This window comes from Desulfarculus baarsii DSM 2075 (assembly GCF_000143965.1).
Lineage (GTDB): Bacteria > Desulfobacterota > Desulfarculia > Desulfarculales > Desulfarculaceae > Desulfarculus > Desulfarculus baarsii.
The window spans coordinates 2,632,061-2,647,415 of record NC_014365.1 but is presented as its reverse complement, the minus strand read 5'-3'; the positions used below and the strand labels follow the sequence as shown (position 1 = coordinate 2,647,415).

General features: G+C 66.2%; 19 protein-coding genes. 13 read left to right on the top strand and 6 right to left on the bottom strand.

From position 1 onward, the window contains the following. Positions 1-111 precede the first annotated feature (111 nt). The 6 genes from rpmA to greA all read right to left on the bottom strand — a co-directional run bounded on the left by rpmA (position 112) and on the right by greA (position 4,813). On the bottom strand, positions 112-366 hold the full coding sequence (gene rpmA, locus DEBA_RS11990; protein ID WP_013259201.1) for a 50S ribosomal protein L27: 255 nt from the start codon (positions 364-366) through the stop codon (positions 112-114). 21 nt (positions 367-387) lie between these two features. After that, the gene (gene rplU / locus DEBA_RS11985) at positions 388-699 is read right to left on the bottom strand and encodes a 50S ribosomal protein L21 (protein ID WP_013259200.1); all 312 of its coding nucleotides are present in this window, start codon (positions 697-699) and stop codon (positions 388-390) included. 175 nt (positions 700-874) lie between these two features. Then, positions 875-1,855: a protease modulator HflC gene (gene hflC, locus DEBA_RS11980; RefSeq protein WP_013259199.1), complete on the bottom strand. Its 981-nt coding sequence runs from the start codon at positions 1,853-1,855 to the stop codon at positions 875-877. Further along, positions 1,852-2,898, bottom strand: a complete 1,047-nt coding sequence (hflK, locus tag DEBA_RS11975) for an FtsH protease activity modulator HflK (RefSeq protein WP_013259198.1) — start codon at positions 2,896-2,898, stop codon at positions 1,852-1,854. The genes hflC and hflK overlap by 4 nt, the downstream gene beginning before the upstream one ends. Positions 2,899-2,991: 93 nt before the next feature. Then, a complete protein-coding gene (locus DEBA_RS11970; RefSeq protein WP_013259197.1) occupies positions 2,992-4,302 on the bottom strand; it encodes an AmpG family muropeptide MFS transporter in 1,311 nt (436 codons plus the stop codon). Between the two features lie 43 nt (positions 4,303-4,345). Beyond that, the gene (gene greA, locus DEBA_RS11965) at positions 4,346-4,813 is read right to left on the bottom strand and encodes a transcription elongation factor GreA (protein WP_013259196.1); all 468 of its coding nucleotides are present in this window, start codon (positions 4,811-4,813) and stop codon (positions 4,346-4,348) included. 287 nt (positions 4,814-5,100) lie between these two features. Between greA and DEBA_RS11960 the strand changes: the two genes are divergently transcribed. The 13 genes from DEBA_RS11960 (at position 5,101) to ribD (ending at position 15,262) form a co-directional block, all read left to right on the top strand. Then, the gene (locus DEBA_RS11960; RefSeq protein ID WP_013259195.1) at positions 5,101-5,625 is read left to right on the top strand and encodes a YceD family protein; all 525 of its coding nucleotides are present in this window, start codon (positions 5,101-5,103) and stop codon (positions 5,623-5,625) included. Between the two features lie 50 nt (positions 5,626-5,675). Further along, the gene (rpmF, locus tag DEBA_RS11955; RefSeq protein WP_013259194.1) at positions 5,676-5,855 is read left to right on the top strand and encodes a 50S ribosomal protein L32; all 180 of its coding nucleotides are present in this window, start codon (positions 5,676-5,678) and stop codon (positions 5,853-5,855) included. A gap of 27 nt (positions 5,856-5,882) precedes the next feature. Then, entirely contained in the window at positions 5,883-6,911 is a 1,029-nt protein-coding gene (gene plsX, locus DEBA_RS11950) for a phosphate acyltransferase PlsX (protein WP_013259193.1), read from the top strand. Positions 6,912-6,976: 65 nt separating this feature from the next. Beyond that, a complete protein-coding gene (locus DEBA_RS11945) occupies positions 6,977-8,134 on the top strand; it encodes an acyl-CoA dehydrogenase family protein (RefSeq protein WP_013259192.1) in 1,158 nt (385 codons plus the stop codon). A 51-nt stretch (positions 8,135-8,185) separates the two neighbouring features. Further along, positions 8,186-8,983, top strand: a complete 798-nt coding sequence (locus DEBA_RS11940) for an electron transfer flavoprotein subunit beta/FixA family protein (protein ID WP_013259191.1) — start codon at positions 8,186-8,188, stop codon at positions 8,981-8,983. Between the two features lie 3 nt (positions 8,984-8,986). Beyond that, positions 8,987-10,204 carry an electron transfer flavoprotein subunit alpha gene (locus tag DEBA_RS11935; RefSeq protein ID WP_013259190.1) on the top strand — a complete coding sequence of 406 codons (1,218 nt, stop codon included), beginning with the start codon at positions 8,987-8,989 and terminating at the stop codon, positions 10,202-10,204. A 30-nt stretch (positions 10,205-10,234) separates the two neighbouring features. Then, positions 10,235-10,981: a 3-oxoacyl-[acyl-carrier-protein] reductase gene (gene fabG / locus DEBA_RS11930; RefSeq protein ID WP_013259189.1), complete on the top strand. Its 747-nt coding sequence runs from the start codon at positions 10,235-10,237 to the stop codon at positions 10,979-10,981. Between the two features lie 84 nt (positions 10,982-11,065). Beyond that, complete coding sequence (acpP, locus tag DEBA_RS11925; RefSeq protein WP_013259188.1) at positions 11,066-11,302, top strand: acyl carrier protein; 237 nt, start codon at positions 11,066-11,068, stop codon at positions 11,300-11,302. Between the two features lie 105 nt (positions 11,303-11,407). Beyond that, positions 11,408-12,655 carry a beta-ketoacyl-ACP synthase II gene (fabF, locus tag DEBA_RS11920; RefSeq protein WP_013259187.1) on the top strand — a complete coding sequence of 416 codons (1,248 nt, stop codon included), beginning with the start codon at positions 11,408-11,410 and terminating at the stop codon, positions 12,653-12,655. Positions 12,656-12,665: 10 nt separating this feature from the next. After that, a complete protein-coding gene (rpiB, locus tag DEBA_RS11915; protein WP_013259186.1) occupies positions 12,666-13,112 on the top strand; it encodes a ribose 5-phosphate isomerase B in 447 nt (148 codons plus the stop codon). Then, the gene (locus tag DEBA_RS11910; protein WP_013259185.1) at positions 13,109-13,612 is read left to right on the top strand and encodes a deoxycytidylate deaminase; all 504 of its coding nucleotides are present in this window, start codon (positions 13,109-13,111) and stop codon (positions 13,610-13,612) included. The genes rpiB and DEBA_RS11910 overlap by 4 nt, the downstream gene beginning before the upstream one ends. 36 nt (positions 13,613-13,648) lie before the next feature. Beyond that, complete coding sequence (nrdR, locus tag DEBA_RS11905) at positions 13,649-14,122, top strand: transcriptional regulator NrdR (protein WP_013259184.1); 474 nt, start codon at positions 13,649-13,651, stop codon at positions 14,120-14,122. A gap of 6 nt (positions 14,123-14,128) precedes the next feature. Then, complete coding sequence (gene ribD / locus DEBA_RS11900; RefSeq protein WP_013259183.1) at positions 14,129-15,262, top strand: bifunctional diaminohydroxyphosphoribosylaminopyrimidine deaminase/5-amino-6-(5-phosphoribosylamino)uracil reductase RibD; 1,134 nt, start codon at positions 14,129-14,131, stop codon at positions 15,260-15,262. Positions 15,263-15,355: the final 93 nt, after the last annotated feature.

Genomic DNA, 15,355 nt, shown 5'->3' with positions numbered 1-15,355 from the left:
GCCGACAGCCCGTTCATGCGAGGCGCACCGGCCCCCAAAAAAAGCCAGGCGGCCCGGCAAACGCCCTGCATGGGCGCAACCTGGGCCGCCGAATCAATACGGCCGCCAGCCTTAGGCCGGGTAGACGCTGACCTTTTTGCGGGTCTTGCCCAGCCGCTCGAACTTGACCTTGCCGTCGACCTTGGCGAAGATGGTGTAGTCGCGGCCCATGCCGACATTCTCGCCGGGATGGATCAGCGTGCCCAACTGGCGGATGATGATGCTGCCAGCGGTGATCAGTTTGCCTTCGCCGGCCTTGATGCCCCGGCGCTGCCCGCCCGAGTCGCGACCGTTGCGGGACGAACCGCCTGCTTTTTTGTGCGCCATTGCTAGTTCTCCCCGCCGCGCCTAGGCCGAAATGCCGGTGACGCGCACCGCCGTGAAGTGCTGGCGATGACCGCGTTTGACGCGATAGCCCTTGCGGCGTTTCTTTTTGAAGATAAGAACCTTGCGAGCCTTGCCCTGCTCGATGATGGTGGCCTCGACCACCGCGCCGGCCACGTGAGGCTGGCCGATCTTGGGCTCGCCGTCGCCGCCGACCATCAGCACCGGCGACAGGCTGATATTGTCGCCGACCTCGCCGGCCATCTTTTCCAGGCGAAGCACCTCGCCCGGTTCAAGCTTGTATTGTTTGCCGCCATTGGCAACTACAGCGTACATGATTGATCTTTCCTCCCCGAATCGCAGGAGAAGCAAGTATAGGAGTCGTCCGGCCTCCTGTCAACACCAGAGGCGGCCCAAGGCTGTCCTTCGTGGGCCGAGGCGGCCCGCGAAGGAGTTTATTACACCATGACCCCAGTTTTTGCAATACGCCGCGGGCCGCGCCCGCCGTGGCTCACTGGGGCTTTTTGACGTACTTGAAGTATTCGCCGTCGGTGGACAAAATCAGCTCGGTGTTGTTGCCGCCGGCGGCGCGGTAGCTCTCCAGGGTTTTGAACAACGAGTAGAACTCGGCGTCCTGGCTGAAGGCCTGGCCGTAGACGTCGTTGGCCGTGGCCTCGGCCTGGCCGCGAATCTCCTGGGATTTGCGATAGGCCTCCGAGCGGATGCGGGCCAGTTCTTTGTTCATGCGGCCCAGGATGTTTTGCTTTTCGCCCTCGCCCTCCGAGCGGTACTGGCTGGCGATGCGCTTGCGCTCGGAGATCATGCGCTCGAAGACGCGCTTTTGCACCTGATCTACATAGTTGATGCGCTTGACCTGGATATCGACCACCTCCAGGCCCATTTCAGGCGTCAGGCGCTTGGCGTCGGCGATCATCTCCTGGACGATCTGCTCGCGGCCCAGGCGCTGGGGCGGCTCGTTTTGCCCGCGGTTGGCCATCTCGGCCAAATAGGCCTGATTGCCCTCGCCCTCGTCGTCGACGATAGCCGGCGGCGGGGTGTCCTTCCAGTTGGATGAACGCACCAACTCCACAAGCAAATGCCGGCTGACCGCGTCGCGCACCACCGAGTCGATGATGTCGTCCAACCGGCTCTGGGCCCCCTCCACCGTGGCCACCGTCTGCAAAAAACGCAGCGGATCGGTGATGCGCCAGCGGGCGGTGGTGTCGACGAAGATGTATTTTTTATCCAGGGTGGGAATCTCGTTGGGCCGGCCGTCCCACTTGAGCAGGCGCTTTTCGAACATGTGCACTTTTTGGATCACCGGCAGCTTGAAGTAGAGCCCGGCGTCGAGATAGGGCTTGCCGATGGTCTTGCCAAATTGGGTGATGATGGCCTGATGGCCCTCGGGCACCACGAAAAACGACGACAGGCCGATCCAGGCCAGGGCCACGGCCAGGGCCACCAGCGGCATCAGCATCTTGGAGCGATTCATTTGCCGCCCTCCTTGCCCCGCGCGCCGGCGGCGATATCCAGGTGCGGCAGCAGGCCGCGCACGCTCTGGTCGACCACGTAAACCCGACTGGCCGCGGCGATCATCCCGTGCAGGGCTTCGAGGTATAGCCGTTTTTTGGTCACGTCCTTGGCCTTCTGATAGCTGGCCAGCACCGAACTGAAGCGCTGAGCCTCGCCGTTGGCCCGGTTGACGGTCTCGGTGGCGTAGCCCTCGGCCTCGGAGACGATGCGCTTGGCGTCGCCCTGGGCTTTGGGAATCTCGCGGTTGTAGGCCTCCTGGGCCTCGTTGATCATGCGCTCTTTCTGCTGGCGGGCCTCGTTGACCTCGTTGAAGGCCGAGCGCACGGGGTCGGGCGGGTTGACGTCCTGCATCTTGACGGTGACGATCTGCACGCCGGTGTCGTAGTGATCCAGCAGCTCTTGCAGTTCTTTTTGAGCCTGGATGGCGATCTCGGCGCGTTCCAGGGTCAGCACCGCGTCGGCCCAGCGGTCGCCGACGATGCGGCGCATCACCGACTGGGACAGATCCCAGATGGCCGTTTCGGGCTCTTGGATCGAAAAGAGGTATTTTTTCGGGTCGCGGATGCGATATTGCACGATCCAGCGCACGTCGATGACGTTCAAGTCGCCGCTGAGCATCAGCGCCGTTTCGCCCGAACCGGCGTCGCGGAAGCTGCCCCGAGCCGCCACCTGGGCGGTCTTGAAGCCGAATTCCATTTTTTCGACGCGCCGCGTCTTGACGTTGGTCACCTGCTCTATGCCCAATGGCAACTTGAAGTGCAGGCCCGGCTCGGATTCGCGATTGTAGGCGCCAAAACGCTGCACCACCCCGGTTTCCTCGGGGCCGACGGTGTAGTACGACGAGGTGGCCAGGGCAATGGCCAACGCCCCGGCCAACGCCAGCCACAGCAGGCCGCTCTTGGGTCGCCGGCCGCCGAATTTGCTTTTCAGCTCCTCGACCAGCTTGTTGAAATCGTTGTCGCCGCCTGGGTTTTTGGGCGGCGGGGTCCAGTCCATGGGCATCGAGCGTCCTCGCGTTTCGGTGTCCGAATTTTGGCTTATCGGCGAAAGTCTAGCAAGGACGGGCCGAAAGGACAAGCAAATGCGGCCAGCGCCTCAGCGGCGATCGCCGTTCCACGGGGCGAACTTGATCAGCATGGCCATGCCCGGCGCGGCGATGACCGTGCAGAAGATGAAAAAGCCCGACCAGCCCAGCCATTCGGCCATGACCCCGGTGGGGGCCGAGACCAGCACCCGGGGCACGCCCATGAGGCTGCTGAGCAGGGCGTATTGGGTGGCGGTGAAGTTTTTGTTGGTTTGCGCGGCCATGTAGGCGGCGTAAGCGGCGGTGGCCATGCCGCTGGTGAGGTTTTCAAAGGCGATCACCGCCGCCAGCCAGACCGTGGACGGCCCCAGGTTGGCCAGCATGGCGAAGCCGGCCGTGGAGACGGCCTGCAAAAAGCCGAAGATCCACAGCGAACGGTTGATGCCCAGGCGCAGCAGAACCAGCCCGCCCAGCAACCCGCCGGCCACCGTGGCCCAAAAGCCGAACAGCTTGGCCACCGTGCCGATCTGGGTCATGGTGTAACCCCTGGCCAGGAAAAAAGGCGTGGTCATGGTGGCGGCCATGGAGTCGCCGATTTTGTATAAAAGGATAAAGCCCAGCACGCCCAGGCCCCAGCCCAGGCCGGCCCGCCCGAAAAACTCCACGAAAGGCTCGACCACGGCCTGGCGCATGCTTTGCGGCGCGCGTGGCTGGGCCTGGGGCTCGGGGGTCAGCAGCGTGGTGACCACGCCCACCAGCAGGCAGGCGGCCATGATCAGGTAAACATCGCGGAAGCTCATCACGTCGGCCATGATCAGCCCGCCGCCGCCGGCCAAAAGCATGCCCACCCGATAGCCGTTGATGGCCAGCGACGAGCCCAGGCCCAGTTCGTCGTCGGCCAGGTCCTCGCGGCGATAGGCGTCGATGGCGATATCTTGGCTGGCGCTGAAGAAGGTCACCAGCAGGGCCGCCAGGGCAATCATGGTGGGGCTACGCCCCGGATCGCCAAGGGCCAGCAGCACGATGGCCGCCATCAGCAGGATCTGGGCCCACAACATCCAGCCCCGCCGCCGGCCCAGCCGGCCGATGCTGGCCTTGACCAGCCAGTTCAGCGCCGCCTTCCAGAGCGGGTAGGGCCGGCCAGGCCGGCGCTCCAGTCCGGTGAAGGCCCCGCGATCCAACAGCGGGGCCCAGATAAACTTGACGGTGTAGGGCAGGCCCACCAGGCTCATCAGGCCGATCAGCGACAGGTCCACGCCGCTTTTGCTCATCCAGGCCTGCAGCACGCCCATGGTCAGCAGCAGCGGCAGGCCCGACGAAAAGCCCATGACAAAGGCCACCAGCATGCGGCGGCTGAAAACGCTCTGCCAAAAAGAGGCCATGGGCGGCTCGCCTTTCGTGCCTGGGCCTGGCGGCCGGCCGATTTTACTGGACGCTGACGATTTCGATGACGCGCAGGCCGCCGGGCGTCTGGACCTTGACCTCGTCGCCCTCTTCCTTGCCCAGCAGGGCCTGGCCCATGGGCGAGGTCATGGACATGCGGCCCTGGCTGGCGTCGCTTTCGGCGGCTCCGACGATCTGGTAGGAGGCTTCCTCGTCGGTCTCGGAGTCGTAGATGGTCACCTTGCAGCCAAAGACCACTCGGCCGTCGGCCTGGGGCAGAGGATCGATGACCTCGCTGAGGGCCAGTTCGCTTTTCAGTTCGGCGATCTTGGCCGCGACGATGGCGTTGCGCTCCTTGGCGGCGTGGTATTCGGCGTTTTCCGACAGGTCGCCGTGGGCCCTGGCTTCTTCGATGGCCTTGACCGAGGCCGGCAGCTCCACCTTGCGCAGATGATCCAACTCTCGCTGAAGCCGAATCTGCCCTTCCCGCGTCAGAAGCTTTCTTTCCACAGCAATGGCTCCTTGGGATAATGCGGCAAACCAAACAAAGCAAATCTGCCCCCCGGCTGGGCCGAAGGGCATTGATCGCGGCAACGTGGAAAAGAGTATAACATCATTTGGCCGGCGAGACAAATTGTCGCGCCGCGGCCTGGGGTTGAGCGCTTGTGCGTTGTGGGGGGCGGTGATATACTATGCCTTCCCGAGAAGCCAGCGGCGACGACGCCGGCGGCCAGGGGCGCGGGCCTTGACAAGGGCGCGTGTTTTGTGTACGTAATCTCCCCTTGGAGGCTGGCGCGATGAAGCTGCGTCTGGAAGACATCCCCGAAGAGGGGCTGGACGTTTCCTTCGAGTTGCGCGGGGCCAAGCCGGCCGAGTTGGGTTCGGCCGTGGAGGAACTGGTCGCGCCGCCGTGGGCCAGCCTGCATGTGGAGCAAAAAGGCGAGTTTGTCTTGGCCCGGGGCCGGGCCGGGGCCAAGCTGCGCCTTAGTTGCAGTCGCTGCCTGGAGCCCATCGAGATGGCGCTGGACCAGGCGCTTGACTTGGCCTTCGAGCCCATGCCCGCGGTCGACGCCGACGAGATCGAACTGCGCGGCGACGAGATGGACGTGAGTTTTTATCGTGACGGCGAGGTGGATCTGGGCGAGGCCGTGCTCGAGGAGTTGAGCTTCGCCGTGCCCATGGCCCCCCTTTGCCGGCCCGATTGCCTGGGCATCTGCCCCCGCTGCGGCCAAACCCACGGCGAGGGCGGCTGCCAATGCCAAACCGAAAGCATCGACCCCCGCTGGGGCAAGCTGGCCCAGCTGAGGCCCAAACAAGATTGAATCCACGCGCCGGCCCGGGGCCGGGCGATTTTTGACAGGAGCCGCGAGAAATGGCCGTTCCCAAGAAACGTCAGTCCACCACCAGGCGCGACAAGCGCCGCGCCCACGACGCCATCACCCTGCCCAACACCATCCCGTGCCCCCAGTGCGGCGAGGCCAAGCTGCCCCACCGCGTCTGCCCCTCCTGCGGAACCTACAAGGGCCGTCAGCTATTGGAGCCCAAGGAGTAGGCTCGGGCGGATCGAGAGACCTTCAAGATGCGCATCGCTCTTGACGGCATGGGCGGCGACAGCGCCCCGGCCATCGTGGTCCAGGGCGCCGTTCAAGCCCTGCGCCAGTCTGGCGGGGCCTTCGAGATAGCCTTGGTCGGTCGCCGCGACGAACTCGACCGGGCCCTCCACCAGATCGCCGACCTGCCCAGCGGCCTGAGCGTTCATCACGCCTCGCAGGTGGTGGGCATGGCCGACCGGCCCTCGGCGGCCTTGCGGCAACTGCGCGACGCCTCCATCCGCGTTTGTTTCGACCTGCTGGCCCAGGGCGAGGTCGACGCCGTGGTCAGCGCCGGCAACAGCGGGGCGACCATGGCCACGGCCGTGGTCGTGCTGGGCCGCCTGCCCGAGGTCGATCGTCCGGCCCTGGCTTCGGTGTTGCCCGGCCCCAGCGGCCCGACGGTGCTGGTGGACGTGGGGGCCAACGTCGATTGCACGCCGCTGATGCTGTTGCAGTTCGGCTACATGGGCTCTGTCTACGCCCAGCGGGTGCTCGGCGTGACCGCGCCCAAGGTGGGGCTTTTGTCCATCGGCGAGGAAAGCGGCAAGGGCAACAGCCTGGTCAAACGGGCCTACGAGGATTTCGCCACCAGCCCGCTCAACTTCGTGGGCAACGTCGAGGGCCGCGACATGTTTTCCGGCGCGGCCCAGGTCGTGGTCTGCGACGGCTTCGTGGGCAATGTCTGCCTCAAGCTCAGCGAGGCCCTGGGCGAGATGGCCATCGGCGTGTTCGTCGAGCTTCTGAGCAGCAGCGCCCTGGCCCGCACGGCCAGCTTGCTGCTCAAGTCCGAGCTGAAAAAGCTGACCGCTCAGTTCGACTACGCCAACTATGGCGGCGCGCCGCTGTTGGGCGTCAACGGCGTGGCCTTTGTCTGCCACGGCGCTTCGTCGCCCAAGGCCATCGCCTCGGCGCTCGGCCGCGCCGCCGACGCCGTGCGCGGCGAACTGACCCGCCATCTGGCCGAGGGGCTCGGTCAATATCGCGGAAGCTTGCTTGGCGAGGGCGGACGGGGTTAGAATGGGCCGCGCCAAAGGGCGGCGCATTTGCTTTTGTGGCTCATTCATCTTTTTTAGGTAGGCCAATGAATTATTTCCTCACCGAAGAACAGGAAATGATCCGCGACCTCTGCCGGCAGATCGCCGAGGAGCGCATCAAGCCCGCGCGGGCCGAGTTGGACGAAAAAGAACAATTTCCCACCGAGATCATCAAGGCCCTGGCCCAGGCGGATCTGCTTGGCCTGATCATCCCCGAGCAATATGGCGGGCTGGGCGGCGGCTGCCTGGAAAACTGCATCGCCGTCGAGGAGCTTTCCCGGGCCTGCGTGGGCGTCTCCACCAGCTACGCGGCCACCTTCCTGGGGGCGTTCCCCATTTTGCTTTTCGGCTCCGAGGCCCAGAAGGAAAAATACCTGCCCCAGATCGCCCGGGGCGAAAAGCTCTGCGCCTTCGCCCTCACCGAGTCGGCCGCCGGCTCCGACGCCTCGGCCATCCGCACCGAGGCGCGCAAGGAGGGCGACCACTACGTGCTCAACGGCTCCAAGCAATGGATCACCAACGGCGGCCACGCCGGAATCTACACCGTCATCGCCATCACCGACCGCACCAAGGGCCCCCGTGGGGCCAGCGCCTTCATTGTCGAGGCCGATGACGAGGGCTTCAGCGTGGGCAAAAAAGAGAGCAAGCTGGGCATCCGGGCCAGCGCCACGGCCGAGCTGATCTTCAACGACTGCCGCATCCCCGCCGACCGTCTGCTCAGCCGCGAGGGCATGGGCTTCGTGGCGGCCATGCGCACCTTCGACCTGTCGCGGCCCGGCGTGGGGGCCCAGGGCGTGGGCGTGGCCCAGGGCGCGCTGGACGAGGCCGCGGCCTTCGCCCGCACGCGCCGCCAGTTTGACAAGCCCATCATCACCTTCCAGGCCGTGGCCCACATGCTGGCCGACATGGCCACCAAGGTCGAGGCGGCCAGGGCCCTGGTCTATTGTGTGGCCCGGCATATCGACAGCGGGGCCAAGGACATCAGCAAGGTCAGCGCCATGGCCAAGGTCTTCCCCACCGACGTGGCCATGGAAGTGACCACCAACGCCGTGCAGGTGATGGGCGGCCACGGCTACATGCGTGAATATCCCGTCGAAAAGATGATGCGCGACGCCAAGATTCTGCAAATCTACGAAGGCACCAACCAGATCCAGCGCAACGTCATCGGCCAGGAACTGAACAAAGAATACGGTCGCGGCAAGTAGGTTGGCGGTCGTGGCTGGTCAAGTAACGACGCGCGCCGCCGGAGCCGTGGCATGAAGATCATCGTCTGCGTCAAGCAAGCGCCCGACAGCGCCAACGTCAAGATCGACCCCCAGACCCACACCCTCCTGCGCGAGGGCGTGGCGGCGATCATCAACCCCTTCGACCTGTTCGCCCTGGAGGCGGCCCTGGCCCTGCGCGACGAGCACGGCGGCCGGGTCGACGTCATCTCCATGGGCCCGGCCCAGGCCGCCGAGGCGATCAAAGAGACCATCGGCTACGGCGTCGACGAGGGCGTGTTGCTCTGCGACCGGGCCTTTGCCGGGGCCGACACCTGGGCCACCACCGCCGCCCTGGCCGCCGGCGTGCGCCACATGGGCGGGGCCGACGTGATCATCTGCGGCAAGCAGGCCATCGACGGCGACACGGCCCAGGTTGGCCCGGGCCTGGCCCAGCGGCTTGGCCTGCCCCACGTGGCCTTTGTGCGGCGCATCCGCCAGGTGGGCGCGGAGAGCATGGTCGTCGAGCGGCAAATGGACGACGGTCACGACGTGGTCGAGGTCAAATTGCCCTGTCTGATCACCGTCGTGCGGCAGATCGGCCAGGTGCGGCCGCCCTCGCTCAAGGGCAAGATGCGGGCCAAGAAATACGCGCCCACCGTGCTGGGCGCGGTCGACCTGGGCCTGGACCCGGCCCAGGTGGGCCTGGCCGGCAGCTTCACCCAGGTGGTCAAGGTTTTCGCGCCCGAACTGGGCGGCGAGCACCGGCTGTGGCAAGGTCCGCCCCAGGAAACCGGGGCCAGGCTCGTCGACGCGCTGATCGACGGCCGCGCGATCATCCTGGGAGAGTGAGCCATGGCCTTGATCATCGACAAAAATCTTTGCACTGGTTGCGGCTCCTGCGTGGACGCCTGCCCCTTCGGGGCCATGGAGTTGCATGATGGCGTGGCCGTGGCCGGCGATGGCTGCACGCTCTGCGGGGCCTGCGTGGACGCCTGCCCCGAATCGGCCATTGGCCTGGATGAGCCGGCCGGGGAGCAAACGGCCCAGGCGGCCAGCGGCGTGTGGGTCTTTGCCGAGCAGCGCCAGGGCCAGGCCCCCGAGGTGGTGGCCGAGCTGCTGGGCCAGGGCCGCAAGCTGGCCGACGAACTGCGCGCTGAACTGGCGGCGGTGCTTTTGGGCCACGGGGTGGAGGGGCTGGTCGCGCCGCTTATGTCTCAGGGCGCGGATGTTGTATATTTGATCGACGATCCGCGCCTGGCCCGCTTCAACGACGACGCCTACGCCGACGCCCTGGCCGCGCTGGTGCGTGACCGGCGGCCCGAGGTGCTTTTGGCCGGGGCCACGGCGATTGGCCGTTCGTTGATGCCGCGCCTGGCCACGGCCGTGGCCACGGGGTTGACCGCCGACTGCACGGGCCTGGCCATCGACCGGGAGCGCGGGCTTTTGTTGCAGACGCGGCCGGCCTTTGGCGGCAACATCATGGCCACCATCGTCTGTCCCCAGGCGCGGCCCCAGATGGCCACGGTGCGCCCCCGGGTGATGAAGGCCGCCCAGCCCGACGCCGCGCGACGCGGCCGGCTGGAGCGGGTGACGCTGAGTTCGGATGTCGGCGGCGGCAGCGCCGTGCTGGAGATCGTCGCCGAGATCGAAGACCAGGTCAACCTGACCGGGGCCGAGGTGATCGTCTGCGGCGGTCGGGGCGTGGGCTCGGCCGAGGGCTTCGAACTAGTGCGCCAGTTGGCCCGCGAACTGGGCGGCGTGGTCGGAGCCACGCGGGGCGCGGTGGATTCGGGCTGGATCGGTCACGCCCATCAGGTGGGCCAGACCGGCCGCACGGTGGCCCCAAGGCTCTATATCGGTCTGGGCGTGGCCGGGGCGGTGCAACACTTGGTGGGCATGCAGTCGTCGGACACCATCGTGGCGGTGAACAAAGACCCCCAGGCGGCGATTTTTCAGGCGGCCCATTACGGCGTGGTCGGCGATCTTTTCGAGGTCGTGCCGGCGATGATCGCCCGTTTGCGCCAACGCCGCGGCCAGGACCAGGCCTCGGCGGCCGATCAAAAATGTTGACAAGCAAGCCTGTATATGAAAGGTGATATCATGGCGGAGCAAGGCAAAGTCTCGTTGGTCACCGGCGGATCGCGGGGCATTGGGCGGGCGGTTTGCCTGGCCCTGGGCGGTCCCGGCGACGTGGTGGTCTTCAACCACTACGACCCCGACGACCAGGCGGCCGAGGAGACCGTGGCCCTGTTGCGGGAAAAAGGCGTGACGAGCGAATATCGTCGCTTCGACGTGGGCGACCCCCAGGCGGTGCAGGAATTTTTCGATCACGTGACGGGCGCCTACGGACGCCTGGACAACCTGGTCAACAACGCCGGGGTGATCCGGGACAACTTCCTGGTCCGCATGAGCATGGAGCAGTGGGACCAGGTGGTGCGCGTCAATCTGACGGGCACGTTTTTGTGCATGCAGGCCGCGGCCAAGGTCATGGGCAAGCAACGTCAGGGCAGCATCGTCAACATCGCCAGCGTCGTCGGCCAGACCGGCAATCCCGGCCAGGTCAACTACACCGCCACCAAGGCCGGCGTGATGGCCATGGCCAAGACGGCGGCCAAGGAACTGGCCGGGCGGGGCGTGCGGGTCAACGCCGTGGCTCCCGGCTTCATCCAGACCGACATGACCGCCGCCCTGCCCGAGAAGGTCGTGCAGATGATGCTGGCCATGATCCCCCTGGGCAGCTATGGTCAGCCCGAGGATATCGCCGCGGTGGTGGCTTTCCTGTGTTCGGAGGCGGCGCGCTACGTCACCGGCCAGGTGATCCACGTCAACGGCGGCATGTTTGGCTAGAGCATTCCAGCGCCAGAGGCGCATTCTGTTTCAGTGGCGCCGCGAACACACGGCGAAGCCCGTATTCCTTAGGAGTGAAACGGCATGGAAGATATCAAGAAAAAGGTAATCCAGATCATTTGTGAACAGCTTTCGGTCAGCGAGGAGGACGTGGTGCCCAAGGCCTCGTTCGTCGACGACCTCGGCGCCGATTCGCTGGACCTGGTGGAAATGATCATGGCCATGGAGGAGGCGTTCGACATCTCCATCGCCGACGAGGACGCCGAGAAGATCAAGACCGTCCAGGATGCTTTCGATTACATCGCCAAGTACGCCAAGTAGGACATTTTCCGCCAAGAATCGGGCCGGGGCGGCGCAATCGCGGCTCCGGCCCGGTGTCGCCTGTATCCGACGGCGGGGACGACGCGAAGGCAATAAGGAGCCGCAGTGAAGCGCAGAGTGGTTGTCACCGGAATAGGTTGCGTCACGCCCGTGGCCACGGGCGTGGAGGAAACCTGGAGTGGGATCCTGGCCGGCAAGAGTGGCATCGGCCGTATAACCCAGTTTGACCCCTCGGTCCTCAAGACCCAGATCGCCGGTGAGGTCAACGACTTTGACGCCGAGAAGTGGGTCAACAAAAAGAAGATCCGCCGTCTCGACACCTTCATTCATTTCGCCGTGGCCAGCGCCCGCATGGCCTTCGCCATGGCCGGCCTGGGCGAGCGCCTCGACGAACGAGACGCCATCAAGACCGGCTGCATCATGGGCGTGGGCCTGGGCGGCATCAATTCGCTCATCGAAAACTACGAGATCATGAACACCAAGGGCCCCGACCGCATCAGCCCCTTTTTCATCCCCCGGCTGATCGGCAACATGGCCCCCGGCGAGATCGCCATGGAGTTCAACCTCAAGGGGCCCAACCTCTGTCTTTCCACGGCCTGCGCGGCCGGCTCCCATGCCGTGGGCGAGGGCATGCGGGCGATTCAACACGGCGGCATGGACATGATGGTCTGTGGCGGGGCCGAGTCGGTCTCGGTGGCCACCACCATCGCCGGCTTCAACGCCGCCCGCGCCCTCAGCACGCGCAACGACGACCCCGAGCGAGCCAGCCGCCCCTTCGACAAAGACCGCGACGGTTTTGTCATGGCCGAAGGAGCCGGCGTGTTGATCCTCGAGGAACTGACCCGGGCCCAGGAGCGCGGGGCCACGATCATGGCCGAGGTCGTCGGTTATGGCCTGACCTGCGACGCCTACCACATGACCGCCCCCGACCCCGAGGGCGCCGGTTTCATACGCTGCATGAACCTGGCCCTGCAAAACGCCGGCTTGGCCCCCCAGGATATCGACTACATCAACGCCCACGGCACCTCCACCGACTTGAACGACACCCTGGAGACCAAGGCCATCCACGCCGTCTTTGGCGAGCACGCCCGCAAGCTGGCCGTCAGCTCCACCAAGAGCATGCACGGCCACATGCTGGGGGCCACCGGCGCGGTGGAGGCCGTCCTGTGCGTGCTGGCCATCCGCGACCAGATTATGCCGCCGACGATCAACTATCAGACGCCGGACCCGGATTGCGACCTGGACTACGTGCCCAACCATGCCCGCAAGGCCAAGCTCGACGCCGTGCTCAGCAACTCCTTTGGCTTTGGCGGCACCAACGCCACCTTGATCATCAAGGCCTTCAAGGAGTGAGGGGAGAGCCATGAAGATCGCCATTGGTTGCGACCACGCCGGGCTGACGCTCAAAAACGAGATCGCCCGTCACCTGCGCGCGCTGGGCCACGAGATCGACGACAAGGGAACTCACGCGGCCGAGTCCACCGATTATCCCGACTGGGCCGCCCAGGTGGCTCGGGCCGTGGCCGCCGGTCAGGTTCAACGCGGCGTTTTGGTCTGCGGCAGCGGCATCGGCATGAGCATCAGCGCCAACCGCTTCAAGGGCGTGCGCGCCGTGCTGGCCCCCTCGGTGGAGTACGCCCGCCTGGGCCGCCAGCACAACGACGGCAACGTCCTTTGCCTGGGCGAGCGCCTGACGCCCCTGGACGAGGCCTTGGCCATCACCGATGTTTTTCTGAACACCGATTTCGAAGGCGGCCGGCATCAGCGCCGCGTCCAGAAAATGGACGCTTTCGCGGGGGAAGAGGCTTGAACCAGCGCCCCGGCAAGGACGAATATTACCTGAACATCGCCCGGGAGGTGGCCCGGCGGGGCACCTGCTTGCGGCGGCAATATGGCGCGGTGATCGTAAAAGACGACCAGATCGTCTCCACCGGTTACGCCGGCGCGCCGCGCGGCGTGGCCAACTGCGTGGACCTGGGCCGTTGCCTGCGCGAGGAGATGGCCGTGCCGTCCGGCCAGCGCTACGAACTATGCCGCTCGGTGCACGCCGAGATGAACGCCGTCATCCACGCATCCCGGGCCCAGACCATGGACGCCACGCTCTATTTGGCCGGCATAGAGGTCGCCACGGGCCTGGCCACCGCAAATCCCCAGCCCTGCCTGCTCTGCCGCCGGGTGATCATCAACGCCGGCATCGCGGCGGTGGTGGTCCAGCCCAGGGGCCGCGAGATCGTCAGGCTGGATGTGCGGCGCTGGATCGAAGAGGAAAACGAGGCCGCGGCCCGCGGGCTCATCGGGCCGGGCGTGTGAGCGCCTTACCAGCCAGGCCAAGCCGGAGATGATGCGGTGAAATGTCCTTTTTGCGGCGATACGGAAAACAAGGTCGTCGATTCGCGGCTGAGCAAGGACGCCTCGGTCATCCGGCGGCGTCGTCAATGCCTGGCCTGCGACCAACGCTTCACCACCTACGAGCGCCTGGAGGAACTGGCCACCTACGTCATCAAAAAAGACGGCTCGCGCGAGGTCTTTGACCGCAACAAGCTGCTAAAGGGCATGATGACCGCCCTGAACAAGCGGCCGGGCGTGACGGCGGTGATGGTCGAGGAGTTTCTGGACAAGCTGGAGACCGGCTTTCAAGAGCGCAATCTGCGCGAGATTCCCTCGCGGGAGTTGGGCGAGGCGGTCATGAACAAGCTCCAGGAGTGGGACGACGTGGCCTATATCCGTTTCGCCAGCGTCTACAAAGAGTTCCATAACGTCGAGGAGTTCAAGCACGAGCTGGAGCGCATCCTGGCCAACCGCCAGACGGGCCCAGCCTGAAGCGCCATGGAGCAAGCCGACCAACAGCGCCTCGACCGCCACTTCATGGCGCGGGCCCTGGCCCTGACCCGCCGTGGGCTGGGCCGCAGTTCGCCCAATCCGGCCGTGGGCGCGCTGGTCGTGGCCGAGGGCCGCATCGTCGGCCGGGGCTGGCACGTCAAAAAAGGCCAGCCCCACGCCGAGCCCCTGGCCCTGGCCCAGGCTGGCGCGGCGGCCAGGGGCGCGACCCTCTACGTCACCCTGGAGCCCTGCAATCACCAGGGCGCAACCCCGCCCTGCACCCAGGCCATTTTGCGGGCCGGCGTGGCCAGGGTGGTCTACGGCGCCGGCGATCCCAACCCCACGGTGGCCGGCGGCGGCGGGGCCTTTCTGGCCGGTCGCGGCCTGGCGGTGGAGGCCGGCGTGCTGGCCGAGCAGTGCGCCTTTGAGCATCGTTTTTTTCTGACCCACATCACCAAGGGCCGGCCCCACGTCATCCTCAAAACCGCCGCCACCCTCGACGGCAAGACCGCCACGGCCAGCGGCGACAGCCGTTGGATCACCGGCCCGGCCAGCCGGCGCTTTGTCCACCGCCTGCGCGGCTGGTGCGATTGCGTCTGCGTGGGCGTGGGCACGGCCCTGGTCGACGACCCCCAGCTCACCTGCCGTCTGCCCGGCGGCCGCGATCCCTTGCGGGTGATCGTCGACAGCCGCCTACGCATCGACCACCGGGCCAAGGTCTTTGACCCGGCGGCCGGCGGCGGCTGCCTGGTGGCCTGCGGCCCGCTGGCCCGGCCGGCCGACATGGAGCGCCTGCGGGCGGTCGGCGCGGAGGTGCTGCGTCTTTCGCCGGCGGCGGGCGGCGGGCTGGACCTGGCCGAGTTGTTGGATCATCTGGGCCGGCGCGGGGTGATCGGCATGCTGCTGGAGGGCGGGGCCACGCTGGCCTGGGGCTTTTTGTCCCAGGGGCTGGTGGACGAGGTGATGTATTTCTTCGCGCCAAAGCTCCTCGGCGGGGCCACGGCCGCGCCCATGCTGGGCGGGGCTGGGGTGGCCGCCATGGCCCAGGCCATCGAGTTGGGCGCGCCGCGCCTGCGGCGCTTCAATCCCGACGTGTTGCTGTGGGCCTCGCTGGCCGCGCCCGTGGACCACGCCCGCTGAAAAGCCGCTTTTGCCGGCCGCGCCTTGCGCCGGCTTGTGCCGATGATTACATTTTAATCCGTGCGCATCAGGCCCGCCGGCGGGGTGGGCCGC